General features: G+C 61.6%; 21 protein-coding genes. 13 read left to right on the forward strand and 8 right to left on the reverse strand.

Annotation, left to right across the window (positions count from 1 at the left end; genetic code table 11):
* Position 1 precedes the first annotated feature (1 nt).
* Positions 2 to 1,456: a xylulokinase gene (gene xylB / locus G9X68_RS29815; RefSeq protein WP_171605459.1), complete on the forward strand. Its 1,455-nt coding sequence runs from the start codon at positions 2 to 4 to the stop codon at positions 1,454 to 1,456.
* A 189-nt stretch (positions 1,457 to 1,645) separates the two neighbouring features.
* On the forward strand, positions 1,646 to 2,956 hold the full coding sequence (xylA, locus tag G9X68_RS29820; RefSeq protein ID WP_138390603.1) for a xylose isomerase: 1,311 nt from the start codon (positions 1,646 to 1,648) through the stop codon (positions 2,954 to 2,956).
* 81 nt (positions 2,957 to 3,037) lie between these two features.
* Here the strand turns inward: xylA and G9X68_RS29825 are convergent, their stop codons facing one another.
* Complete coding sequence (locus G9X68_RS29825; RefSeq protein ID WP_138333254.1) at positions 3,038 to 4,069, reverse strand: LacI family DNA-binding transcriptional regulator; 1,032 nt, start codon at positions 4,067 to 4,069, stop codon at positions 3,038 to 3,040.
* Between the two features lie 170 nt (positions 4,070 to 4,239).
* Here G9X68_RS29825 and G9X68_RS29830 point away from each other — a divergent pair, with 170 nt between their 5' ends.
* The 5 genes from G9X68_RS29830 to G9X68_RS29850 all read left to right on the forward strand — a co-directional run bounded on the left by G9X68_RS29830 (position 4,240) and on the right by G9X68_RS29850 (position 10,605).
* A complete protein-coding gene (locus G9X68_RS29830; RefSeq protein WP_171605460.1) occupies positions 4,240 to 5,766 on the forward strand; it encodes a sugar ABC transporter ATP-binding protein in 1,527 nt (508 codons plus the stop codon).
* A gap of 75 nt (positions 5,767 to 5,841) precedes the next feature.
* Complete coding sequence (locus G9X68_RS29835; RefSeq protein ID WP_171605461.1) at positions 5,842 to 6,846, forward strand: ABC transporter permease; 1,005 nt, start codon at positions 5,842 to 5,844, stop codon at positions 6,844 to 6,846.
* A 115-nt stretch (positions 6,847 to 6,961) separates the two neighbouring features.
* The gene (locus tag G9X68_RS29840) at positions 6,962 to 7,909 is read left to right on the forward strand and encodes a substrate-binding domain-containing protein (RefSeq protein WP_171605462.1); all 948 of its coding nucleotides are present in this window, start codon (positions 6,962 to 6,964) and stop codon (positions 7,907 to 7,909) included.
* A 251-nt stretch (positions 7,910 to 8,160) separates the two neighbouring features.
* The gene (locus tag G9X68_RS29845) at positions 8,161 to 9,216 is read left to right on the forward strand and encodes a sugar phosphate isomerase/epimerase family protein (protein WP_029871833.1); all 1,056 of its coding nucleotides are present in this window, start codon (positions 8,161 to 8,163) and stop codon (positions 9,214 to 9,216) included.
* Positions 9,217 to 9,417: 201 nt separating this feature from the next.
* Entirely contained in the window at positions 9,418 to 10,605 is a 1,188-nt protein-coding gene (locus G9X68_RS29850; RefSeq protein ID WP_171605463.1) for a Gfo/Idh/MocA family protein, read from the forward strand.
* 91 nt (positions 10,606 to 10,696) lie between these two features.
* Here G9X68_RS29850 and G9X68_RS29855 read toward each other — a convergent pair whose 3' ends face one another.
* Positions 10,697 to 11,101: a DoxX family protein gene (locus tag G9X68_RS29855; protein ID WP_171605464.1), complete on the reverse strand. Its 405-nt coding sequence runs from the start codon at positions 11,099 to 11,101 to the stop codon at positions 10,697 to 10,699.
* 318 nt (positions 11,102 to 11,419) lie between these two features.
* Here G9X68_RS29855 and G9X68_RS29860 point away from each other — a divergent pair, with 318 nt between their 5' ends.
* Both G9X68_RS29860 and G9X68_RS29865 read left to right on the forward strand, forming a co-directional pair.
* Positions 11,420 to 12,793: a GH1 family beta-glucosidase gene (locus G9X68_RS29860; protein WP_171605465.1), complete on the forward strand. Its 1,374-nt coding sequence runs from the start codon at positions 11,420 to 11,422 to the stop codon at positions 12,791 to 12,793.
* Between the two features lie 217 nt (positions 12,794 to 13,010).
* The gene (locus tag G9X68_RS29865; RefSeq protein WP_171605466.1) at positions 13,011 to 15,224 is read left to right on the forward strand and encodes a putative bifunctional diguanylate cyclase/phosphodiesterase; all 2,214 of its coding nucleotides are present in this window, start codon (positions 13,011 to 13,013) and stop codon (positions 15,222 to 15,224) included.
* 18 nt (positions 15,225 to 15,242) lie between these two features.
* Here G9X68_RS29865 and trhO read toward each other — a convergent pair whose 3' ends face one another.
* The 3 genes from trhO to G9X68_RS29880 form a co-directional block, all read right to left on the reverse strand.
* Entirely contained in the window at positions 15,243 to 16,172 is a 930-nt protein-coding gene (trhO, locus tag G9X68_RS29870; protein ID WP_171605467.1) for an oxygen-dependent tRNA uridine(34) hydroxylase TrhO, read from the reverse strand.
* 61 nt (positions 16,173 to 16,233) lie between these two features.
* Positions 16,234 to 17,142, reverse strand: coding sequence for a CHAD domain-containing protein (locus tag G9X68_RS29875; RefSeq protein WP_171605468.1), 909 nt, complete (start codon positions 17,140 to 17,142; stop codon positions 16,234 to 16,236).
* Positions 17,120 to 17,608 carry a CYTH domain-containing protein gene (locus G9X68_RS29880; protein ID WP_003543008.1) on the reverse strand — a complete coding sequence of 163 codons (489 nt, stop codon included), beginning with the start codon at positions 17,606 to 17,608 and terminating at the stop codon, positions 17,120 to 17,122. Before G9X68_RS29880 ends, G9X68_RS29875 begins: the two co-directional genes overlap by 23 nt.
* Positions 17,609 to 17,762: 154 nt before the next feature.
* Here G9X68_RS29880 and G9X68_RS29885 point away from each other — a divergent pair, with 154 nt between their 5' ends.
* From G9X68_RS29885 to G9X68_RS29900, 4 genes are all read left to right on the forward strand, one after another.
* Positions 17,763 to 18,401 carry a 2-dehydro-3-deoxy-phosphogluconate aldolase gene (locus tag G9X68_RS29885; RefSeq protein WP_171605469.1) on the forward strand — a complete coding sequence of 213 codons (639 nt, stop codon included), beginning with the start codon at positions 17,763 to 17,765 and terminating at the stop codon, positions 18,399 to 18,401.
* A gap of 111 nt (positions 18,402 to 18,512) precedes the next feature.
* Positions 18,513 to 19,232 (forward strand): tellurite resistance TerB family protein, encoded by a 720-nt coding sequence (locus G9X68_RS29890; RefSeq protein WP_171377087.1) that lies wholly within the window; start codon positions 18,513 to 18,515, stop codon positions 19,230 to 19,232.
* Positions 19,233 to 19,296: 64 nt separating this feature from the next.
* Complete coding sequence (locus G9X68_RS29895; protein ID WP_171605470.1) at positions 19,297 to 19,992, forward strand: GNAT family N-acetyltransferase; 696 nt, start codon at positions 19,297 to 19,299, stop codon at positions 19,990 to 19,992.
* Positions 19,989 to 20,195 (forward strand): hypothetical protein, encoded by a 207-nt coding sequence (locus G9X68_RS29900; protein ID WP_017962148.1) that lies wholly within the window; start codon positions 19,989 to 19,991, stop codon positions 20,193 to 20,195. The genes G9X68_RS29895 and G9X68_RS29900 overlap by 4 nt, the downstream gene beginning before the upstream one ends.
* A gap of 2 nt (positions 20,196 to 20,197) precedes the next feature.
* Here G9X68_RS29900 and G9X68_RS29905 read toward each other — a convergent pair whose 3' ends face one another.
* From G9X68_RS29905 to G9X68_RS29915, 3 genes are all read right to left on the reverse strand, one after another.
* Positions 20,198 to 21,274, reverse strand: coding sequence for a nickel/cobalt transporter (locus G9X68_RS29905; protein WP_171605471.1), 1,077 nt, complete (start codon positions 21,272 to 21,274; stop codon positions 20,198 to 20,200).
* The gene (locus G9X68_RS29910; RefSeq protein WP_171605472.1) at positions 21,268 to 21,909 is read right to left on the reverse strand and encodes a DUF1007 family protein; all 642 of its coding nucleotides are present in this window, start codon (positions 21,907 to 21,909) and stop codon (positions 21,268 to 21,270) included. The genes G9X68_RS29905 and G9X68_RS29910 overlap by 7 nt, the downstream gene beginning before the upstream one ends.
* Positions 21,910 to 22,149: 240 nt before the next feature.
* On the reverse strand, positions 22,150 to 23,043 hold the full coding sequence (locus G9X68_RS29915; RefSeq protein ID WP_171605473.1) for a LysR family transcriptional regulator: 894 nt from the start codon (positions 23,041 to 23,043) through the stop codon (positions 22,150 to 22,152).
* Between the last annotated feature and the right edge of the window lie 452 nt (positions 23,044 to 23,495).

Raw genomic sequence — 23,495 nt, forward strand, 5'->3', positions numbered from 1 at the left:
CATGTATCTGGGTCTGGATCTCGGAACCTCCGGCGTCAAGGCGATGCTGATCGACGGTGATCAGAAGATCGTCGGCTCGGCCAATGGTGCGCTCGACGTCTCGCGTCCACATTCCGGCTGGTCGGAGCAGGAGCCGGCCCACTGGGTGCGCGCCACGGAGGAGGCCGTTGCCGGCCTCAAGGCAAAACATCCGAAGGAGCTTGCCGCGGTCAAGGGCATCGGCCTTTCCGGCCAGATGCATGGCGCAACGCTTATCGACGCCACCGACAAGGTGCTGCGCCCCTGCATCCTCTGGAACGACACACGCAGCTACGTCGAGGCCGCTGCACTCGATGCCGATCCGCGCTTTCGCGCACTCACCGGCAACATCGTCTTTCCCGGTTTCACGGCGCCGAAGCTCGCCTGGGTCGAGAAGCATGAGCCCGATGTCTTCGCCAAGATCGCCAAGGTGCTCCTGCCGAAGGACTATCTGCGTCTCTGGCTGACCGGCGAATATATCTCGGAAATGTCGGATTCGGCCGGTACCTCCTGGCTCGACACCGGCAAACGCGCCTGGTCCTCCGAACTGCTCGCCGCCACCAATCTGTCCGAGGAGCAGATGCCGGCGCTCGTCGAAGGCACCGAACAGGCCGGCAAGCTGCGGTCCGAACTGGCGGCGCAATGGGGCATAGCAGGTGATGTCGTCGTTGCCGGCGGTGCCGGCGACAATGCGGCCTCGGCCTGCGGCATGGGCACGGTCAGCGATGGTGCTGCCTTCGTCTCGCTCGGCACCTCGGGCGTGCTTTTTGCCGCCAACGCTTCCTATTTGCCGAAGCCGGAAAGCGCCGTGCATGCCTTCTGCCACGCGTTGCCGAACACCTGGCACCAGATGGGCGTCATCCTGTCGGCCACCGATGCGCTCAACTGGCATTCCGGCGTGACCGGCAAGTCGGCCGCCGATCTCACCGGCGAACTCGGCGAGACGCTGAAGGCGCCCACCGGTGTCACTTTCCTGCCCTATCTCTCCGGCGAGCGCACGCCGCACAATGATGCCGTCATCCGCGGCGCCTTCATCGGCCTTGAACATGAAAGCAGCCGTGTCGTTCTTACCCAGGCGGTGCTCGAAGGTGTCGCCTTCGCCATCCGCGACAATCTCGAAGCGCTGCGTTCGGCCGGCACCGGCATATCCCGCGTCACGGCAATCGGCGGCGGTTCGCGCTCGCGTTACTGGCTGGCGTCGATCGCGACCGCCCTCGGCGTTCCGGTCGATCTGCCGGCCGACGGCGATTTCGGCGCGGCCTTCGGCGCCGCCCGCCTCGGCCTGATCGCGGCAACGGGCGCGGATCCGATTGCGGTTTGCACGCCGCCGGTGACGGCCGGCACGATCGAGCCGGTGGCGTCGTTGAGCGGCGCTTATGAGGAGGCGTATACGCGCTACCGCGCACTTTATCCGGCGATCAAATCGCTGGCGCACTGAGAACTGGAGCCAGCGGCCCCCTCATCCGACCCTTCGGGCCACCTTCTCCCCGAGGGGAGAAGGGGAAAGAAGCGCCGCAGCGAGTCTCTTCTCCCGGTCGGGGAGAAGGTGCCGGCAGGCGGATGAGGGGGCCTCTGGCGCAGACAAGAATTCGGACTGCAAACAGATACAAACCCAAGGAGAACCAACATGAGCACCGGATTTTTCGGCGATATCCAGAAAGTGAAATACGAAGGCCCCGACAGCACCAATCCGCTGGCCTTCCGCCATTACCAGCCGGACGAGATCGTCATGGGCAAGCGCATGGAAGACCATCTGCGCTTTGCCGTGGCCTATTGGCACACCTTCACCTGGCCGGGCGGCGATCCCTTCGGCGGTCAGACTTTCCTGCGTCCCTGGTTCGAAGACACGATGAAGGCCGCCAAGCTCAAGGCTGACGTCGCCTTCGAATTCTTCTCGCTGCTCGGCTCGCCCTATTACTGCTTCCATGACGCCGACGTGCGTCCGGAAGGCAAGAACTTTGCCGAAAACACCAAAAACCTCAACGAGATCGTCGATTATTTCGCCGAGAAGCAGGCCGCAACCGGCACCAAGCTGCTCTGGGGCACGGCGAACCTCTTCTCGCATCGCCGCTATATGTCGGGTGCAGCCACCAATCCGGATCCGGATGTCTTTGCTTTCGCTGCTGCGACGGTCAAGACCTGCATAGACGCGACGCAGAAGCTCGGCGGCGAGAACTACGTGCTTTGGGGCGGCCGCGAAGGTTACGAGACGTTGCTCAACACCGATATCGGCCGTGAGCTCGACCAGCTCGGCCGCTTCCTCAACCTCGTTGTCGAATACAAGCACAAGATCGGCTACAAGGGCACGATCCTGATCGAGCCGAAGCCGCAGGAGCCGACCAAGCACCAGTATGATTACGACGTCGCGACCGTCTATGGTTTCCTCAAGAAGCACGGTCTTGAAAACGAGGTGAAGCTCAATATCGAGCAGGGCCACGCGATCCTTGCTGGCCACTCCTTCGAGCACGAGCTGGCGCTTGCCAATGCGCTCGGCATCTTCGGCTCGATCGACATGAACCGCAACGACTACCAGTCCGGCTGGGATACCGACCAGTTCCCGAACAATGTTCCCGAAATGGCGCTCGCCTACTACCATGTTCTGGCTGGTGGCGGCTTCAAGACCGGCGGCACCAACTTCGACTCGAAGCTGCGCCGCCAGTCTCTCGACCCGGCGGATCTGCTGATCGGCCATATCGGCGGCATGGATTGCTGCGCTCGCGGCCTGAAGGCCGCCGCCAAGATGATCGAGGACAAGGCTCTGTCGCAGCCGCTCGCCGATCGTTATGCCGGCTGGGATTCGGCTGAAAGTCAGAAGCTCTTCCGCGGCGAATATTCGCTGGACGAGATCGCCCATTGGGTCGAGAGCAAGGACGTCAACCCGCAGCCAAGATCGGGCAAGCAGGAACTGCTCGAGAACGTCGTCAACCGCTACGTCTGACGATCAGCGCCGGCGGCCATTGGTCGCCGGCGCAACCCTCTCCGGCCGGGCGACGGCGCAAAACCTTCAGCCTCTATTGGTTTACCGTTTCGACCAGTTGCGCGACGGCGCCGAGACGGAGTTTCGAACCACCAGATCCGGCCGCAGCAGGATTTCCGTTTCGGTTGGCCGGCCATCGGACAGAAGTTCCAGCAGCAGCGCCATTGCCTGCTTGCCGATCGCCGTTCTCGGCTGGCGGATCGTGGTCAGCGGTGGGGATATAAAGACGGCCTGCGGCACGTCGTCGAAACCGGTCACCGAGAAATCCCGCGGAATGTCGTAGCCTCGCGCGCCGAGCCCGACCATGACGCCGATCGCCGTCTGGTCGTTGACGCACATGAAGGCGGTTGGAAGCGTGTCGCGCATGAAAAGCTGTTCGACCGCATGCCGCCCGCTTTCGATCGTCCCGTCGCCTTCCAGCACGATCCTGTTGTCGGGCGGGATGCCGGCAGCATCGAGACCGGCATCGTAACCCATACGGCGCCTGGTATAGGCAAGCCGGGTGCGCGAATCGCCGATGAAGGCGATCTTGCGATGCCCTTCGGCCAGCAGCAGGTCCACCGCTTTGCGAGCGCCCTCGGTATCGTCGACGCCGACATAGGGAATGCCGCCGTTGAAGACGGGCTCGAAAACGCCGACGCTCGGCGGCAGCCGCGCGGTCATCGTCTGATGCCCGAAGGGCAGGATGCCGGTGAAGAGGATCAGCCCGGCAGCCTGGTTGGAATTTAGGAATTTCAGATATTCGAGACCGCGCTGGGCGTCGTTCTGCGTGTGGCCGATCAGGATGCCGTAGCCGTGCGCGCGCGCTTCGTTCTCCAGCCCGACGAGAATGTTGGAGAAATTGGGATCGCCGATATCGGGCGCCACGACAAGGATCATGTTGGAGCGGCCGAGCCTCAGGCTGCGCGCCATGGCATTGGTCGTATAGCCGGTGATGGCGATCGCCTGGTTGACCTTAAGGCGCGTGGAGTTGGCGACCTTTTCCGGCATGTGGATTGCCCGGGAAACCGTCGCGATGGAGACCTCGGCGATCCGGGCGACGTCTTCGATGGTTGCGGGCGTGGAATTCGACACTGAGCTCTGCCTTGGGCTGTCTTCGCCGCGACACTACACAGACTTGTCGAGAGGTCAAAGGCGGGCTTCAACTGATCTGTGTAAATCAACGATGTAAACCTTTACATGATGTATGTAAAGGTTTACATAAGGCGCCAGAGCGGACGGGGAGCCGCTTTGGGGAGGGCCAGATGACCGTGGAAACCGCCGACACCGCACCCGTGGTGCTGTCCGCCAGGCGCATATGCAAATCCTTCAGTGGCGTGCAGGTCCTCTTCAGCGTGAACTTCGATCTCCGCGCCGGCGAAATCCATGCGCTCATGGGTGAAAATGGCGCCGGCAAATCCACGCTTGTCAAAGTTTTGTCCGGGTTCGAACAGCCGAGCTCCGGCGAGATCCTGCTCGACGGCAAGCCGGTCGTGCTGCCGCCCAACGGCGCCGCCGAGGCGCTCGGCATCGTCATCATTCACCAGGAATTCAACCTCGCCGAACATTTGACCGTGACGGAGAGCCTCTTTCTCGGGCGCGAAGTCACGCGTTTCGGCGTGCTCGATCGCAAATATATGCGGTCGGAGACACGCAAGGTTCTCGATGTGCTCGGTTCGCATGTCGATGAGAATGCGCTGATCAGCACGCTTTCCATCGCCGACAAGCAGATGGTCGAAATCGCCAAGGCAATCAGCCGCGACGCGCGGGTGGTGTTCATGGACGAGCCGACCGCCGTGTTGTCGCGGGAAGAGACCAGTATGCTCTTCAAGCAGGTTCGCAAGCTGCGCGACCAGGGTACCAGCTTCGTCTTCGTGTCCCACAAGCTCGACGAGGTGATGGAGTTGACCGACCGCGTCACCGTGCTGCGTGATGGCCAGTGGATCAAGACATCACCGACATCCATTCTGGACGGGGAATCGATCGCGCAGTTGATGGTCGGTCGCGAACTTTCCAGCCTCTATCCCGCCAAGGTCGAGCCTGATGTCGACGAGGAAATCGTCCTCAGCGTCGCCTCGGTGTCGACGGGCTATGTGAAGGATGCCAGCTTCGAGGTGCGCAAGGGCGAGATCATCGGTTTTTCAGGCATGATCGGCTCTGGTCGCACCGAGCTGATGGAAGCGATCGCCGGGTTGCGGACCCGTCTCGAGGGCGAGGTGATCATCAAGGGGGAAACGGTTCCCTCCGGCGACGTGCATGCCGCCAATCGCTGCGGGCTCGCCTATATGACCAAGGACCGCAAGTCGAAAGGCCTGCTGCTGCGTTCCGGCATGGTGACCAATCTGACACTGCAATCGCTCGGAAGGCATGCTCGTCACGGCTATCTCAGCCCGGGCAGCGAGGCGGCCGCAATGGCAAAGGCCAAGCGCCGCTTCGACATCAGGGTTCGTGACGGCAATATCGTCGCCGGCCGTATGTCGGGCGGGAACCAGCAGAAGCTGCTGCTTGCCAAGGTCATGGAGACCGAGCCGCAGATCATCATCATCGACGAGCCGACGCGCGGCATCGATGTCGGCACCAAGCAGCAGATCTATCATTTCATCTCGGCACTCGCCCGAGACGGCCGGTCGATCATCGTCGTGTCGTCGGAGATGCCGGAGGTCATCGGCCTCTGCACCAGAGTGGCGGTGATGCGCGAAGGGCGCATCGTCGGCGTGCTCGAGGGCGACGAGATTTCCGAGCAGGAGATCATGCGTTACGCCGCCGGGCTCAAGAAGAAGGCGGCCGCCTGAGGGCTGAAGCAGGCTTCGCCGATCAGGCGACACATAGATGCCCAGAAAATATGGGGCGGGAGGTTGATTTTGGAAATGAGTGTCAACGAGGAGACCAGGGAAATCCGGCGCCGATCTTGGCGGGATGTCGACCTGCGTGCGGTCGCGCCTTTTGTCGCCCTGGCACTGCTCCTGATCGTCGGAGCCCTGGTCAATCCTAATTTCATCGGCATCACCAACCTTGCCAATGTCGCGACACGCAGCGCCTTCATCGCCATCATCGCGGTCGGTGCGACCTTCGTGATATCTGCAGGCGATCTCGACCTGTCGGTGGGCTCGATGGTGGCCTTCGTCGCCAGCCTGATGATCCTGCTGATGAATTCGGGCGCCATCGAAAACCCGGCCCTGATGCTGACGGTCGCGGTCGTCTTCACCATGGTCGCTGGTGCACTCTGCGGCTTGGCGAACGGCCTGATCACGACAGTCGGCAGGATCGAGCCCTTCATTGCGACGCTCGGCACGATGGGCATCTATCGCGGCCTGACGACATGGCTGTCGCAAGGCGGCGCGATCACGCTTCGCTCCGCCGATATCCAGACGCTCTATCGTCCGGCTTATTTCGGCAATATCGCTGGCGTGCCGGTGCCGATCGCGGTGATTTTGGCGGTGACGGCGGCTGCGGCCTTCATCCTCTATCGCACCCGCTACGGGCGCCATGTCGTCGCGGTCGGATCGAACAGCGATGTCGCCCGCTATTCGGGCATCGCGGTCAATCGCGTTAGGACGATCGCCTTCGTCATCCAGGGGCTGTGCGTCGCCATTGCCGTGCTGCTCTATGTTCCCCGTCTCGGCTCGACGTCGGCGACGACGGGCATCCTGTGGGAGCTGCAGGCGATCACGGCCGTCGTCGTCGGCGGTACGGCGCTGAAGGGCGGCGCGGGCAGGGTCTGGGGCACGATCTGCGGCGCCTTCATTCTCGAACTGGTCGGCAACATCATGCTGCTTTCGAATATCATCAGCGAGTATCTGATCGGCGCCATCCAGGGTGCGATCATCATCATCGCCATGTTCGTCCAGCGCTCGCTGGTACGCAAATCATGAGTTGGCAAATCATGAGTTGACCGGGCTTGCAATCGGTCGGGGTTACAATTGATCGGGCTTACAGGGCGTCCGGTCCCGATATGGAAAGTCCCTGAATTTATTGGGAGGAAATAGAATGCGTAAATTGATGTTTGGCCTGGCGGTTGCGGCGGTGACGTTCGCCGGCGCCGCTCACGCCGAGGACAAGAAATTCACGATCGGCGTATCCATTCCGGCCGCCGACCACGGGTGGACTTCGGGCGTGGTGTTCCATGCCGAACGTGTCGCCAAGCTGTTGATGGCCGAACATCCCGGTCTCAACGTCATCGTCAAGACCTCGCCGGACGCTGCAAGCCAGGCCAACGCGGTGCAGGATCTCGATACGCAGGGTATCGACGCCCTCGTCATCCTGCCGTCGGATCCTGATCCGCTCGTCAATGCCATCAAGGAAGTCAAGGGTAAGGGCAAGTTCGTCGCCCTCGTCGACCGTGCGCCGAGCAACAACGACAATTCCGTGCGTGACCTCTATGTCGCCGGCAACAACCCGGCTCTCGGCGAAGTCGCCGGCAAGTACATCAAGGACACGACGCCGGACGCCGAGGTGGTCATCATCCGCGGTCTGCCGATCCCGATCGACCAGCAGCGCCAGGACGGCTTCGACAAGGGCATTGCCGGCTCGAACGTCAAGGTTCTCGACCGCCAGTACGGCAACTGGAACCGCGACGACGCCTTCAAGGTCATGCAGGACTACCTGACCAAGTACCAAAAGATCGACGTCGTATGGTGCCAGGATGACGACATGGCCGTCGGCGTTCTGCAGGCGATCGAGCAGGCCAAGCGCACCGACATCAAATATGTCGTCGCCGGTGCCGGCTCCAAGGACATGGTCAAGAAGGTCATGGACGGCGACAAGCTGATCCCGGTCGACGTTCTCTATCCGCCGGCAATGGTCGGCACGGCGATGGAGCTGACAGCGGCGGCACTTTACGATCAGGTCCCGGTTCATGGCAGCTACATTCTCGATGCGACGCTCGTCACCAAGGAGAATGCCAAGGACTTCTATTTCCCGGATTCGCCGTTCTGATCCATCGACTTGAGACATGCGCCCATTCGAAAGGATGGGCGCATTTTTTATGCTTCCATACAGTGGCTGGCCGAAAATGCTGCACGTACCTCTTGCCCGCCAGAGCCCATCATGATTAGCTCGCAGCCATATCGCATCTGGCCTCGCGCCAAATCATGAGCCAAGGGCGGAGGAGGCGCCTTGCTCCCGCCCAACAGCGTGCTACAACATCTCAGAAACGTTTACGGTCGATATTCAGGGAGGAATCTGACATGAAGACGATCAAGGGCCCCGGCCTTTTCCTTGGCCAGTTCGCGGGCGATACTGCTCCTTTCAACTCTTGGGACGCGATCACCAAATGGGCGGCCGACATCGGCTACAAGGGCGTCCAGGTGCCGACCTGGGCCAGCCAGCTGATCGATCTGAAGAAGGCTGCCACGTCCAAGGCCTATTGCGACGAATTCGCCGGCAAGGCTCGCGAAAACGGCATCGAGATCACCGAACTCTCCACTCACTTGCAAGGCCAGCTCGTCGCCGTTCACCCGGCCTATGACGAAGCCTTCGACGGGTTTGCTGCACCGGAGGTGCGCGGCAATCCGAAGGCGCGTCAGGAATGGGCGGTCGAGCAGGTCAAGATGGCGCTGACGGCATCCAAAAACCTCGGGCTTACGGCGCATGCGACCTTCTCCGGCGCGCTTGCCTGGCCCTTCATCTATCCCTGGCCGCAGCGTCCTGCCGGCTTGGTCGAGACTGCCTTCGACGAACTCGCCCGTCGCTGGACGCCGATCCTCAATCATGCGGACGAGAACGGCATCGATGTCTGCTACGAGATCCACCCGGGCGAGGACCTGCATGACGGCATCACCTTCGAGATGTTCCTGGAGCGCGTGAAGAACCATCCGCGCGCCAACATGCTCTACGATCCCTCGCACTACGTCCTGCAGTGCCTCGATTATCTCGACAACATCGACATTTACAAGGACCGCATCAAGATGTTCCACGTCAAGGATGCGGAGTTCAATCCGACCGGGCGCCAGGGCGTATACGGTGGCTATCAGGGCTGGGTGGAACGCGCCGGCCGGTTCCGTTCGCTCGGCGACGGCCAGGTCGATTTCGGCGCGGTGTTCTCGAAGATGACGGCGAATAATTTCGACGGCTGGGCCGTGGTGGAATGGGAATGCGCGCTGAAGCATCCGGAAGACGGCGCCCGCGAAGGGGCCGAATTCGTTGCCGCCCATATCATCCGCGTCACCGAGAAAGCCTTCGACGATTTCGCCGGCAGCGGCACGGACCAGGCGGCGAACCGGCGGATGCTGGGGCTTTCTTAACAGCACACACCGGTTGGTGGCTCTTGCCCCTCACCCTAACCCTCTCCCCGTAAAAGACGGGGAAAGGGGACGTGCCTTGCGAGAGCGAGCGGGGAACGGAGAGGGTGCGACACAGTCCCTTCGCCCCGTTTACGGGGAGAAGGTGGCGGCAGCCGGATGAGGGGCATGCGTCCGCACCAAGTTTAATTTCAGGAGGAATCAATGGCAATCGAAGCATCATCCGAACAGACCCGCGAGCCGCGCATCCGGCTCGGCATGGTGGGCGGCGGCGCGGGCGCTTTTATCGGCGCGGTGCACCGTATCGCGGCCCGCATCGACGATCAGTACGATCTCATCGCCGGCGCACTGTCGGCTTCGCCCGAAAAGGCGATCGCATCCGGCCGCGACCTCGGCCTCGATCCGTCGCGGACCTATTCCAGCTATCGCGAGATGGCAATCCGCGAGGCGAAGCTGAAGAACGGCATCGAAGCGGTGGCGATCGTCACGCCGAACCATGTTCACTACGATGCAGCCAAGGAATTCCTGAAGCGCGGCATCCATGTCATCTGCGACAAGCCGCTGACATCCAACCTTGCCGATGCGAAGAAGCTGAAGAAGATCGCCGACGAGGGCGGCGCGCTCTTCGTGCTGACGCATAATTACACCGGTTATCCGATGGTCCGCCAGGCGCGGGAGATGATCGCGAACGGCGAACTCGGCGACATTCGCGTCGTCCAGGCCGAATATCCGCAGGACTGGCTGACGGAAGCGGTCGAACAAACCGGCCAGAAACAGGCCGCCTGGCGCACCGATCCGGCGCAGTCCGGCGTCGGCGGCTCGACCGGCGATATCGGCACGCATGCCTATAATCTCGCTGCCTTTATCACCGGTCTCGAGCTCGATAGCCTCGCCGCCGACCTCGACAGTTTCGTTCCGGGCCGCCGGCTGGACGACAACGCGCATGTCATGCTGCGCTTCAAGGCGAAGGGCTCGGAGAAGCCGGCCAAGGGCATGCTCTGGTGCAGCCAGGTGGCACCCGGCCATGAAAACGGCCTGATGGTCCGCGTCTACGGCACCAAGGGCGGGCTGGAATGGACCCAGAAGGACCCGAACTACTTGTGGTACACGCCTTTCGGTGAGCCGAAGCGGCTGATCACCCGGGGCGGCGCCGGTTCAGGGGCGGCTGCCGGCCGTGTCACGCGCGTGCCATCAGGGCACCCGGAAGGGTATCTCGAAGCCTTTGCGACGATCTATACGGAAGCTGCGCATGCGATCAATGCGCGCAAGAAGGGCAAGGCCGTCGACAAGGCAGTGGTCTACCCCACCGTCGATGACGGCGTGAAGGGTGTGGCTTTCGTCGAAGCCTGCGTCGCGTCTTCGAAGAAGAATGGCGCCTGGGTCAAGCCCTGAATTTAATGATCCGCGTCATTGGCGTCGCCCAATGAAAAACGCCGAGGCGGCCTCGTCTGCAGTCGCCTCGGCTTTTTTGTTTTATTTCTGATCAGGCCGCTGCAGTGCGGCCACGCTTCAGAAAGTTATCGACGCTCAACGGTCCGGCACCTGCCGCCACCAGATAAAGAAACACGAAGCAGAACAGGATCGCCGCAACGCCGCCGTTCTGGGCGGGATAGATGCCCTTCGACGCATGCCCGATGAAATAGGCGAAGGCCATCAGGCCCGAGAGCACGAAGGCTGCGATACGGGTCTGGAATCCCACCAGGACGAGGAAGCCGAGCGTGAGTTCGATAAGCCCAGCAACCCAGGAAAGCGAGCCGACGGGCGGCACGCTTGCCGCAACCGGAAAATGCAAAATCTTCTGCGTTCCGTAGCTGAAAAGCACAAGCGACGAGACAATGCGCAGCAAGCTCAGCAGATGGGGCTGCAGCAGATGGATCGAAGACAGCATTGGATTCCTTTCATATTTGTGATGCCATTTCCCGTGTAAAGGTCGTGGTCCCAACAGCAAGTCACGACTGCTGACATTGCCGTTATGAGTGGGGGAGGGTGGAGAAGCAGGCGTTTCCTGCAACGTTGCAGTTTTTCTCGACGCCGACCTGTACTTTGCCTTCACGCTTGGCTAAATCCCGGCAAACGGCCTCAACCTAGAGCGTTTCCTTTTTTTCTTCGAATCACGGAAATGCTCTATCTCTTTGTTTTCACGCAATTCCGGACGGAAAACCGCTTCGCACTTTTCCTGGAATTGCTCTAGAGATAGGATTTACAGATGATCGATCCGAAAAAACTGGCAGAGCGCTTTCCCGGCGACTTCACCTTCGGCGTCGCCACCGCCGCCTTCCAGATCGAGGGCGCCAGCAAGGCCGATGGCCGCAAGCCATCCATCTGGGATGCTTTCTGCAATATGCCCGGCCGTGTCCATAATCGCGATAACGGCGATATCGCCTGCGATCACTACAATCGGCTGGAGCAGGACCTCGATCTCATCAAGGAGATGGGTGTCGAAGCCTACCGGTTCTCAATTGCCTGGCCGCGCATCATCCCCGACGGTACCGGTCCGGTGAACGAGGCCGGCCTCGATTTCTACGACCGGCTCGTCGACGGCTGCAAGGCGCGCGGCATCAAGACCTTCGCAACGCTCTACCACTGGGACCTGCCTCTGCTGCTCGCCGGCGAGGGTGGCTGGACCGCGCGTTCGACTGCCTATGCGTTTCAGCGCTATGCCAAGACGGTGATGAACCGCCTTGGCGATCGCCTCGACCGGGTCGCGACCTTCAACGAACCCTGGTGCATTGTCTGGCTCAGCCACCTCTATGGCATCCATGCTCCGGGCGAGCGCAACATGCAGGCCGCCCTTCATGCCATGCATTACATGAACCTTGCCCACGGCCTCGGCGTCGAGGCGATCCGCTCGGAAGCCCCCAACGTGCCGGTCGGGCTTGTGCTCAACGCCGCCTCGATCATTCCCGGCTCCGACAGCCCGGCCGATCTTGCCGCCGGCGAGCGGGCGCATCAGTTCCACAACGGCGCCTTCTTCGATCCGGTCTTCAAGGGTGAATATCCGAAGGAATTCATCGCGGCGCTCGGCGACCGCATGCCCGTCGTCGAAGATGGCGACCTGAAACTCATCAGCCAGAAACTCGATTGGTGGGGCCTGAACTATTATAAGCCCGAGCGTGTCATCGACGATGCCGAACGCAAAGGCGATTTCCCCTGGGCGGTGGAAGCGCCGCCGGCAAGCGACGTCAAGACCGATATCGGTTGGGAAATCTATGCGCCGGGCCTGAAGCTCTCGGTCGAGGACCTCTACCGCCGCTACGAGCTGCCGGAATGCTACATCACCGAGAACGGCGCCTGCGACAACACCGATGCCGTCGACGGCGAGGTGGACGATACGATGCGTCTCGATTATATCGGCGATCACCTCGATGTCGTGGCCAACCTCATCAAGGACGGCTATCCCTTGCGCGGCTATTTCGCCTGGAGCCTGATGGACAATTTCGAATGGGCGGAAGGCTACCGCATGCGCTTCGGTCTCGTCCATGTCGATTATGAAACCCAGCTGCGCACGGTGAAGAAGAGCGGCAAGTGGTATCGCCAACTCGCGGCGCAATTTCCGAAGGGCAATCACAAGGCGGTTTAGCGCAGCTGCCCCGGCCACTTGAGAGAGGCACGACGCTTATTCGCGCGCCATCCGGGCGCGGACTTCCGGGCGGCATGGCAAGCCGACGCTGCTTGCCATCATTTTCGCGACGACCGGCGACAGGCACAAAAAATAGATGACGAGAGGCCTGCAACAGGCGGTTGCTTAAACGTTTTTGAACCCTTGACTGGCAAAGTCCAACGGTCAGGGAGTCGTAATGCGGACAGCCGGAAAGTCGCAGAGCAAGGGATCGGGAATAGGCCGTCACATCACCGTCACGGGCGTGCTTTTCTCCTTCGCGGTCATCGTCGCAGTCGCCACCATCATGGTGCTGACGGCGCTCGAACGCGTGGCCGAAAATTCCAATGTTCTCGATGACGAGCGCTCGCGCGAAACGACGATCGGCGCGTTGAAGACCTTCGAGGACCAGCTCGGCGCGACGCTCGACGATTACGCCGCCTGGGACGACGCCGCCGTCAACGTCTACGCAGCCGACGGTATGGCCTGGACGGTGAGCAACTACGGCGAGATGTCGGTCAACAGTTCGCTTTTCGACATGGCAATCGTCATCGATGGCGAGAAGAAGGCGATCATGGCCTATCGCGACGGCAAACCGATGGAGGAGCCGCTTACGGATTTCTTCGCGCCTTCGCTCTGGACCCTCTTCGACACGGTGAAGGCGGCCGGCCCGGCCGATCGTCCTCAGGCGATCGGTTTCGTCACCACCAAACGGGGCATTGCCGCCGTCGGTGTGGCATTGGTGCGGAAAAAGTCCGGGGCGCTGGATGTGCCCGCCGGCCAGCAACGCTATCTCGTTTTCGCCCGCCATCTCGACGACGACAGGGTGACCGCTCTCGGCCAGACCTATGTCATCGGCGGGCTGAGGCTGGCGCCGCCGAGCTTTGCGGCCGACTATCTCGTACCGATCGTCGATCCGACAGGGGCAACGCTTGGCAAGCTCGTGTGGATCTCGCGTTCACCCGGCGATATCGGCTATGCACAGGTGCGGCCGATGGTCATCCAGGCGCTCGGCCTCGTCGGATTGTTCTTCGTGGTGCTGCTGGTCATCGGCTGGCTTGCCGGACGCCGCCTGAAGGCGGAGGAAAACAGCGCCCGCGAGGAGGCGCTACGCGACAGGCTGAGCGGTCTTTCCAATCGCGACGGTCTCGGGCTCGCCGTCGATCGTTTTGTCGCCGAGGCACGCCAGACCAAGCGCAACGTGCTGCTCCTCTATCTCGATCTCGATGGCTTCAAGGAAGTCAATGACAGCTATGGCCACGGCACCGGCGACCAGCTGATCCGTGCAGTCGCAGCTGGGCTCGATGTGCTCATTCCGCAGGGTGCCGTTCTCGCCCGCATCGGCGGCGATGAATTTGCGATCGCCTTTCTCTCCGACAGCGAGAATGCCGCCGCCCTGCAGCTTGCCGAGCAGATTCTCGATTTTCTTGTCGAACCGCTGGAGATCGGCCGCCGCGTCGTCGTCGTCGGGGCCAGCATCGGCATCGCCATGTCGTCTCTCGGTACGATCGGGCGGGAAGAACTGGTGCGCCGCTCCGACCTTGCCATGTACAAGGCGAAGGAGGCCGGCCGCGCGCGCATGATGCTTTACGATCCGTCGATGGATGCGGATCGAGAGCAGCGCAATGCGCTGGAGCTCGATCTCCGGATCGCCATCGAAAGCGGCGACCTGACGCTTGCCTACCAGCCGCTGATCGACGCGGCGACGCATGCGATGACCGGCGTCGAGGCGCTGGTGCGCTGGAACCGTCCGGGCCATGGCCCTGTTTCGCCCGAGCTGTTCATCCCGATCGCCGAAACCAGCGGCCTCATCGAATCGCTCGGCCTGTTCGTGCTGCGCAAGGCCTGTGAGACGGCCAAGCAATGGCCGGAACTCAATGTCTCGGTCAACGTCTCGCCCGGCCAGTTCCGCAATCCCGCCTTTACCGACTATGTGCGCTACGTGCTAAAGCAGACGGAGATCGAGGCCGGCCGCATCACGCTCGAGATCACCGAAGGCTACATGATACAGAATCCGCAGCGCACCCGCCAGTCGATCGAACGGTTGAAGGCGCTGGGGGTCAAGGTGGCGCTCGACGATTTCGGTTCCGGCTTCTCCTCGATCGGTTACCTCAGGCAGTTCGGCTTCGACCGCATCAAGATCGACCGCTCGCTGGTCATGGGTGTCAACGACAAACGCCAGCGCGAGATGCTGCAGGCGACGGTGGCGCTTGCCCGCTCGCTCGACATTCCGGTGACGGCCGAAGGCATCGAGACCGAGGAGCAGGCGACAGCCATGCGCCTCTTCGGCTGCGACTGCCTGCAGGGCTATTTGTTCGGAAAGCCTGTGGCATCAGACCTTATCACCGAGATGTTGAACGAGCGACGTGCAGCGGAGCCGGAAGCTCGGCGCCGCATCCAGGCGGCAGGCTGATCCAATCAGAATCCCGGCTCAGCTGCCGATATGTCGCTGACCGCGCTTCTTCGCCAGTGCGATCTGGTGCTGACGCTGACGGTAGCGCAGCCGGTCTTTCTCCGTGCGCGTGTGGTAGCAGTGGCTACAGGAAACGCCTTCCTCGTAGAGCGGTGACGTAATTTCCTCGGCAGTGATCGGGTTGCGGCAGGCGTGGCAGAGCCGGTGTTCGCCTTCCTTCAAACCGTGCTCGACGGACACGCGCTCGTCGAAGACGAAGCAGGCGCCATCCCAGAGGCTTTCCTCCTGCGGCACTTCCTCCAGATATTTCAGGATGCCGCCCTTCAGATGATAGACCTCATCGAAGCCCTCAGCCTTCATGAAGGCGGTGGCCTTCTCGCAGCGTATGCCGCCGGTGCAGTACATGGCGATCTTCGGCTTGTTGTGCAGACCGGGATTCTGACGCACCCATTCCGGAAACTCTCGGAAGCTCTTGGTCTTCGGGTCGAGCGCGCCGCGAAAGGTTCCGATCGCCGTCTCGTAGTCGTTGCGGGTGTCGATGACGATGGTGTCGGGATCGGAAACCAGAGTGTTCCAGTCCTTGGCCGCCACATAGGTGCCGACCACCTTGTTGGGGTCGATATCTTCGACACCCATAGTGACGATTTCCTTCTTCAGCTTCACCTTCATGCGCAGGAAGGGCATTTTCGAGGCGCGGCTTTCCTTGTGCTCCAGGCTCGAAAATTCCGGCTGGGCGCGCAGGAAGGAAAGCACGGCGTGAATGCCGGCATCCGGGCCTGCAATCGTGCCGTTGATGCCTTCATGCGCCAGAAGCAGCGTGCCCTTGACGCCGTTCTCCTCGCAAAGCGTCTGCAGCGGCGCCTGCAGGTCGGCAAAGCGCGGCACGGAAACGAAATGGTAGAGTGCGGCCACGAGGAACGGGCTGGTGTGTGTCAGGCTGTCGGTCATAGGCCGGAAATACAGAAAATCGGCGAGCCGCGCAATTGCCTTCGCCAGCGGCGACCTTCTCTCAGTTTCCAGCCATCAACCAGAGAAGCTCGATGCGCTCCGCTTCCTCGTCGGCATCATCAGCGAAGACGGCTTCGGCTTTGACCAACGCTTGCCGCCGGTCTTCCTGCTGGCGGAAGATGATGATGTCGAGCAGATGCGCCAGGTCGTCATTGCGGGTGAAGAGCTGCGGTTCGGCTTCGACCAGTTCGGAGAGCACGGTGAGATCGTGGATGTGGCCGAGATCCTCAACGAGTTCCTTGGCGGCATCGCGCTTCGCCTTCATTGCGCCCGGCCAGACGTCGCGCAAAAGGGCATGGTAGAGCCGATAGTCGTAGGTGCGTTTGCGCAGATCGTGGAAATCGTCGGCCGATGCCTCGCCATGGCAAGCCGCAAGCGCGGTCTTGGCCTTCCGCGCCGTGCGTCGCCAGCTCTTCGCCAGCATGCGGGCATTCTTGCGGTGGCCGCCATCAAAGGAAACGGCATCCAGGGCGGCGATCGCCTCCTTCAGAACGTCGGAGGTTTCCGTCAGCCGCTGTTCCAAGCCGCTTTCGGCTTCCGCCATCCAGTCACGACGCCCTTCGAGAATGGTGACGATGCGGCCGAGCGCTTCGCTCTCCTCTTTCCCGCGAGCTGCATGCTGCAGATATTGGGCGGTGCCGATGAGGGCGGCAGCGTCGCGGATCGCCGAAAGCGAGCGTGCGGCATCGCGCAGCCTTGTATTTTCCTGGGCCCGAAAATCCGGCACGTCGCGGGCCACGAGGCGGTAGAGCGAGCGCAGTCGTTTCAGGTTCTTGCGGAAGGAATGGATCGCCTCATGGGCGCCGTCCGGGCGCTCCTCGAGAACTGTGACGGCGCGTTCCAGCTGCTCCGTCGCGACACTGCGGAATGACTCGGTGAAATCGGCGTCAGGCCGAATGCGATAGGCCATGCCTGTCGTGCCCGTATTCTGTAGCAAGGGCCTGGTTGGAATAGCGGAAATCGCCGGTCACTTCGCGGCCGAGCCAGGTAGGCAAGGCCGGATCATCGGTTTCCGCCGTCATTTCCACCTCGGCAATCACCAGTCCGCGATGTTCGCCGGTAAAGACGTCGACTTCCCAGACAAAATCCTCATGCGGAACGCGATAGCGCGTCTTCTCGATGACGACGCCGATCGCGTTCTGCAACAGCTCTTCGGCATCGGCGATCGGGATGTCGTATTCGAATTCGTCACGGGTGATGGTGCTGCGGCCGATCTTGATCGTCAGTTTCGCCTTCCTGCCGTCGAGGATGCGCACCCGGACGGAACGGTCGTCCATCGAGGCAATGTAACCCTGCCTGAAGACAGACTTCGTCTCGACGGCGGAACGCCATCCATCGCTGCGTACCAGAAACTTCCGCTCGATCTCTTTCGCCATATCGGTGAACCTTTTGTGACGATTGCGGCACGGTAGCCCAATTTCCACGCATTTCATACCCTTCTCGGCATGCGGTCCGGTTTTATCTCGACAAGGTTCCGCGGGGGCGTTATTCGGGGTCCGAATTCAATCGTTTCAAGGAGGTCGCGCGACCATGGGCGAGAAAACAGAGAAGCTCCTTTCCATCCTGAAACTCCAGCCTGTCGTTCCGGTCTTGATCGTCGACGATGCGAAGACGGCGGTGCCTCTGGCCCGCGCGCTCGTCGCGGGCGGCCTGAAGGCGATCGAGATCACCATGCGCACGCCGGCGGCGCTCGAGGCCGTGCGCGCCGTCGCCGCAGAGGTCGAGGGCGCCGAAGTCGGCGCCGGCACGATCCTCAATGTCGCCCATTGGGCAGCCGCCGTCGAGGCCGGTTCGAAGTTCATCGTCAGCCCGGGCACGACGCAGGAACTGCTCGATGCCGCCGCCGATTCCGACGTGCCGTTGCTTCCGGGGGCTGCGACCGCCAGCGAAGTCATGGCGCTGCGCGAAGAAGGCTACCAGGTGCTGAAATTCTTCCCGGCCGAGCAGGCTGGCGGCGCCGCCTTTCTCAAGGCGCTGTCCTCGCCGCTTGCCGGCACGTTGTTCTGCCCGACCGGCAGTATTTCGCTGAAGAATGCCAATGATTACCTCTCGCTGCCGAACGTCGTCTGCGTCGGCGGCTCGTGGGTGGCGCCCAAGGAACTGGTCGCGGCCGGCGACTGGGCGGGCATTACCAAGCTCGCGGCAGAGGCGGCGGCGCTGAAGGCCTGAATTTCGGCAGGGGTGTGTCGGCCTTCGGCCACAATCCCCACCCCTCAATTTGTATTTCACCCGTCGCAAACCTATGTACTCCTCCAGCTTCAAACAGGGAGATGACGAGGAATGTTCGACGCAAAGAAGCTTCTCGACCAGTTCTTGGGTTCGCAGGTGCCGGGTCTCGGCGGTTCGGTCCGCGACAGGGCGGGCGATGCCGTTCAAACGGCGAAGAACAATCCGATGAAGACCGGTGCGATCGCGGCCGCGCTTCTCGGCACCAAGACGGGCCGCAGTATTGCCGGCAATGCGCTGGCGATCGGCGGTCTTGCCGCCATCGCGGGTCTCGGCTACCAAGCCTACAAGAATTACCAGGCCGGGCAGGCGCCAGCGGCTCCCTCGGACGCGCCCTCGGCCAACAATCCAGTTCTCCTGCCGCCGCCTGTCGAATCCGGTTTCGGGCCGACCTCACCTGCCGGCAGCAATGAATTCGTGCTGGTGCTGATCCGCGCGATGATCGCCGCCGCCAAGGCCGACGGCCATATCGACGATGCCGAACGCGCCCTCATCATGGAAAAGGTCAAGGCCGCCGACGTCAGCGGCGAGGCTGCGGCCTTCATCGAGCGTGAACTCGCCTCACCGACGGATATCGATGCGCTCGTCAAAGCGGCGGTGACGGAAGAACAGCGCGTCGAGCTCTACACCGCCTCGCGGCTCACCATCGAGCCGGATTCGCGCGCCGAGCGTGGTTATCTCGACCTGCTTGCCGGCCGCCTCGGCCTTGCCGACCAGTTGGTCGACCATATCGAGGCGACGGTGTCCTCCGCCAAGGTGACCTTGTCACAGTGACATCTAGGCCGGTTGCCTTTGTCGGGCGGCTGGCCTATCCACTCTTCCGAAAAGGGGAGTGAACATGCGCGATCTTGCAAATTTCAAGGGCTGCCCGGCGCCGAAGCCGGTCACGCTGAAGGGCCGTTTCGTCACCGTCGAGCCCTATCGGCGCGCGGAACATCTCGAGGGGCTGTGGGACGGGCTCGGCGGCATGGGCATCAACCCGCTGCTTCTCTATTTCGCGCAGGATGATTTCTCCGGTATCGACGATTTCGCCAACTGGCTGGAAACCGTCAATACCAAGTCCGGCTGGCTCACCCATATCTTCCGTGACAACGCCACCGGCAAGATTGTCGGCATGGCGAATTACATGCGCGCCGACCCGACAAACGGCGTCGTCGAGATCGGCGGGGTGGCGCACGGGGCCGAGATGAAGCGGTCGCCGCTTTCGACCGAGGCGCATTACCTGATGGCCAAGCACGTCTTCGAGGATCTCGGCTACCGCCGCTACGAATGGAAATGCGACAATAAGAACGAGGCGAGCAAGACGACGGCCGCGCGTTACGGCTTCAGCTTCGAAGGGGTCTTCCGCCAGCACATGATCTCCAAGCATCGCAACCGCGACACCGCCTGGTTCTCGATGATCGATGCCGAATGGCCGGTGATCAACGATGCCTTCGAAGCATGGCTTTCCCCCGCGAATTTCGACGCCGAGGGCAATCAGATCCGCCGCCTGCAGGATATCCGCGCCGATCTCGAAAAGGAAAGGCTCGTATGAGCCCGGAAAGCCGCTCGCAGGCGACCGCCGCCGGCATCATCCTGCTTAGCGCTGCCCTCGTCATCTATTTCCTGCCGACCATCGTTCTGTGGATCGGCAACTTCTCGCCGACGTTGGCGATCGTCGTCGGCGTCTGCCTGATCATGGCGTTCTTCGCTGTCTTCTGGTTGCGGGCGCGTTACCAGCGCAGCCGGGGGAAATAGGTTTAAACCTGCAGCGAGGCCCCAAGCAGCAGGGCGCCCATCAGCATGACGAGCACGGCGCCGAGGATTTCGATGGCATTGCCGACCCAGATTGAGGCGGCCGAGCCGCGTCCGGAGAGGCGGACGGCCGCGCTCTTGGCAGTGACGGCAAGTGTGGCAAGCAGGGAAACGGTAATTGCCGTGCCGAGCGACATGGCGACGACCGACAGCACGCCGCCGAGATAGAGCCCGTTCAGCAGTGAGAAGGTCATGACCAGCAAGGCACCGGAACAGGGGCGCAGACCGACGGCAACGATCGCCGACCAGGCCTCGCGGACGCTGAACTTATCGCCGCCGAGCAGGGCCGGGTCGGGCACATGGGCATTGCCGCAGGTCTCGCAGACCATGCCGGGAACAAAGGTGTGGCCGGCATCGACAGCCTGCGCCTTGCCGTTGAAGGCATAGGCTTGGCGTTCGGCCGCATTGTCCTTCCAGTCGAGCATCATGCTGACCGGGCCGGCAGGCGTCGCCATCAGCCGGCGCCGCGGCATATTGCCCGCCATCGAGCGCAGTTTTCGAAACAGCAGCCAGCCGCCGAACAGGATGACCATGACGAAGCTTGCGATCTCCATTACGTGGGTCGCCTCCGTCAGCGTGATGCCGGTGCCGCGCAACACCAGCCAGGCGCCGCCGACCAGCGCCACTGCCATCACGCCCTGGACGAAGGCCGAAATGAAGGAAATCACCACGCCGCGCTTCAGTTCGACCTCGTTGGCGATCATGTAGGAGGAGATGACCGCCTTGCCGTGGCCTGGGCCGGCGGCATGGAAGACGCCGTAGGCGAAGGACAGGCCGATCAGCGATGCCAGCTGCCACGGGTCTTGGCGCATCGCCTTCAAGGCGCCGGTCAACGCCCGATAGAAGGCCTGCTGCTCATAGTTCACATAGAGCAAAAGCGGAGCGAACGGCCCGCCGGTCGGCTGGAAGCTCGGCTCCGCCGTGCCGATGCCGAGCGGAGATTGCGCATGGGCCAGACTTGCCGCCGCCAGGAGCGCAAGGACGACAGCGGAAAGGATGAGGGGCAGGCGTTTCGTCAGCATGTGACCTCCAGCCGGGTGGCGAAGAGTTTGGACATGTTGGTGCCGGTGGGATCGTTAAAGAAGGCGTCCGTCAGCGACTGTTTGTTTTCCGATATCACCTGGTCGGCATCGGGCCGCACCACCTGATGTTTGCAGGCCTTGAAGCCGTCTCCGACGATCGCAAGCTCACCATCCGTGGGAAAGTCGATCGAGGTATAGAGCGTCGGGTCATAGACGCCGAAGCTGAGCCTGCCCTTGAGTGGCATCTTCTCCACCGGCTTCACCGCAAAGAACATCAGCAGTTGACCTTCCTTGTAGTCGACATGGATGATGTCAGGCTTCTGGACGGTGATGTTCTTCCCGTTGATCGTCAGGTTCATGTAGTAATCGTAGTCGGCGAGCGATTGCTTCACCGTTTTTCCGACCTCGGCGAGCTCGTTCGGCTCCAGCTTCAGATCGGTGTTCTTGTCGAAATCCATGACCACGGAGGACGAAAAGACCTCGTCGAAGCGCCAGACATTGCGCAGCTCCTCGACACTGCCGTCCTTGCCGGCGACGACTTCGAGGCGCGCCTCCACGAAGATGTGCGGATGGGCAAAGGCGGCGGCCGGCACCAGCCAAAGAAGCGCGGCCATCAGTATCGTCGAATGTTTCATCTATTCCGCTGCCCTGTTCGGTGACCCTGACTCTTTGCCAGAAATTGGGACGGAATTGGGACCGGGCTCGGCATCGGCTTCGCGGGGCAGGATGCCACTGCATAATTCCTTAAATCGGAATCGATTTAAGGATAAAATTATGCAGCATTCAAAGTGCTACAGCGTCCTTTGCGCGTCTGAAAAGACGCGCGGCGCTGTAGAGCGGGGCGGAATGTCGGATCGTTTCGCAAGGGCGCTGGCCTACGGATGCTTCTTGAACCAGTTGTGCAGGTAATCGACGAAGATTCTTACCTTGGCCGGCAGGTAGCGCCGGTGCGGATAGACGGCATAGATGCCGCGGTCGGTCGGGATGTAGTCGTTGAACAGGGTTACCAGTTCGCCGCTCTCGATCGGCTTGCGGGCGATGAAATCCGGGATGAAGGCTACACCGATGCCGGCAAGTGCCGCGCGCAATGTCGCATGCGGACTGTTGACCTCTATCGGTCCGGCAACGGCAACGGCGAACGAGGTGTTGTCGGGATTGTGGAAGCGGATGCTCGCCTGGGTGCGCGCATTGGTATCGACGATGAAGGGGACGTTGGAAAGCGCCGTCGGGTGATCGAGATCGGGATAACGCTCGAGAAAATCGGGGGTGGCGCAAATATGGATGCGGAAATCCGAGATCTTGCGGGCGATCATGCCGGAATCCTCGAGCTTGGTGATGCGGATCGCCACGTCGAAGCCTTCCTCGATCAGATCGACGAACCGGTCGTCGGCGGCGATCTCCAGCGAAAGGTCAGGGTTCTCCTTGGCGAAATCGATCAGCGATTGGCCGACATCGGCATCGACGAAGGTGCGCGGCACCGAGATGCGCAGCCGTCCTTTGAGCTGTGCATTGTTCTCACGCACGAGATCGGCAAGGTTGTCGATCTCCTTCAAGATATCGGAGGCGGTGCGGTAATAGGTATGGCCGGCTTCGGTCATGGAGAACTGCCGGGTGGTGCGGTTGAGCAGCAGGGCGCCGAGCTCGTCTTCCAATTCGCGGACATATTTGGAGAGCAGCGCCTTCGAGCGGCCGGTGCGTCGTGCCGCGGCGGAGAAGCCTTCGGCCTCGACGACATCGATGAAGGCGCGTATGCGGGTCAAGGTATCCATGGCACCCCTCGGGCTGTTTCGGAATGTTGAACAAATTGGCTCGTCTTGTTCAATAATTTTTTTAGCCCCGAGATCAAAAAATCGCTTGATTATGAAGGCGAATATTCTTATTTCCCACTCAGCCCAAAGTCGCACGTGCCCATGGGTGTCCGCCGAACCCTCGAATTGGTGAGGAAATCGGTAAGGTACCTGGAATTAACCCCTCCAGTCGCTATTCCGGCCAACCGGAAAATGCGAGGACGCCTGAAGCAACGACGGTGCGGGCCTTTTTGTTCTCTCCCTGCTTTCCATCAGCGGGGGTTACTGAAGAGGCACACCATCATTGCCGGAAGTGCGGTTGGGATTCTCCCTCCAATCCATGGCAGACAAAGCCGAACTTACACCGCACCGCGGCGTTGGTTCACTATCTGCGCATCGAGCGCTTGCTATGGTTCCGGGGTCTCCACCGGCTG

Source organism: Rhizobium changzhiense (assembly GCF_013087625.1).
In the GTDB taxonomy this organism is placed as follows: Bacteria; Pseudomonadota; Alphaproteobacteria; order Rhizobiales; family Rhizobiaceae; genus Rhizobium; species Rhizobium sophorae.

Bases quoted from the DNA above. Each gene is read 5' to 3' on its own strand.
- xylB (WP_171605459.1), top strand. From the start codon at position 2: ATGTATCTGGGTCTGGATCTCGGAACCTCCGGCGTCAAGGCGATGCTG.
- xylA (WP_138390603.1), top strand. From the start codon at position 1,646: ATGAGCACCGGATTTTTCGGCGATATCCAGAAAGTGAAATACGAAGGC.
- G9X68_RS29830 (WP_171605460.1), top strand. From the start codon at position 4,240: ATGACCGTGGAAACCGCCGACACCGCACCCGTGGTGCTGTCCGCCAGG.
- G9X68_RS29835 (WP_171605461.1), top strand. From the start codon at position 5,842: ATGAGTGTCAACGAGGAGACCAGGGAAATCCGGCGCCGATCTTGGCGG.
- G9X68_RS29840 (WP_171605462.1), top strand. From the start codon at position 6,962: ATGCGTAAATTGATGTTTGGCCTGGCGGTTGCGGCGGTGACGTTCGCC.
- G9X68_RS29845 (WP_029871833.1), top strand. From the start codon at position 8,161: ATGAAGACGATCAAGGGCCCCGGCCTTTTCCTTGGCCAGTTCGCGGGC.
- G9X68_RS29850 (WP_171605463.1), top strand. From the start codon at position 9,418: ATGGCAATCGAAGCATCATCCGAACAGACCCGCGAGCCGCGCATCCGG.
- G9X68_RS29855 (WP_171605464.1), bottom strand. From the start codon at position 11,101: ATGCTGTCTTCGATCCATCTGCTGCAGCCCCATCTGCTGAGCTTGCTG.
- G9X68_RS29860 (WP_171605465.1), top strand. From the start codon at position 11,420: ATGATCGATCCGAAAAAACTGGCAGAGCGCTTTCCCGGCGACTTCACC.
- G9X68_RS29865 (WP_171605466.1), top strand. From the start codon at position 13,011: ATGCGGACAGCCGGAAAGTCGCAGAGCAAGGGATCGGGAATAGGCCGT.
- trhO (WP_171605467.1), bottom strand. From the start codon at position 16,172: ATGACCGACAGCCTGACACACACCAGCCCGTTCCTCGTGGCCGCACTC.
- G9X68_RS29875 (WP_171605468.1), bottom strand. From the start codon at position 17,142: ATGGCCTATCGCATTCGGCCTGACGCCGATTTCACCGAGTCATTCCGC.
- G9X68_RS29880 (WP_003543008.1), bottom strand. From the start codon at position 17,608: ATGGCGAAAGAGATCGAGCGGAAGTTTCTGGTACGCAGCGATGGATGG.
- G9X68_RS29885 (WP_171605469.1), top strand. From the start codon at position 17,763: ATGGGCGAGAAAACAGAGAAGCTCCTTTCCATCCTGAAACTCCAGCCT.
- G9X68_RS29890 (WP_171377087.1), top strand. From the start codon at position 18,513: ATGTTCGACGCAAAGAAGCTTCTCGACCAGTTCTTGGGTTCGCAGGTG.
- G9X68_RS29895 (WP_171605470.1), top strand. From the start codon at position 19,297: ATGCGCGATCTTGCAAATTTCAAGGGCTGCCCGGCGCCGAAGCCGGTC.
- G9X68_RS29900 (WP_017962148.1), top strand. From the start codon at position 19,989: ATGAGCCCGGAAAGCCGCTCGCAGGCGACCGCCGCCGGCATCATCCTG.
- G9X68_RS29905 (WP_171605471.1), bottom strand. From the start codon at position 21,274: ATGCTGACGAAACGCCTGCCCCTCATCCTTTCCGCTGTCGTCCTTGCG.
- G9X68_RS29910 (WP_171605472.1), bottom strand. From the start codon at position 21,909: ATGAAACATTCGACGATACTGATGGCCGCGCTTCTTTGGCTGGTGCCG.
- G9X68_RS29915 (WP_171605473.1), bottom strand. From the start codon at position 23,043: ATGGATACCTTGACCCGCATACGCGCCTTCATCGATGTCGTCGAGGCC.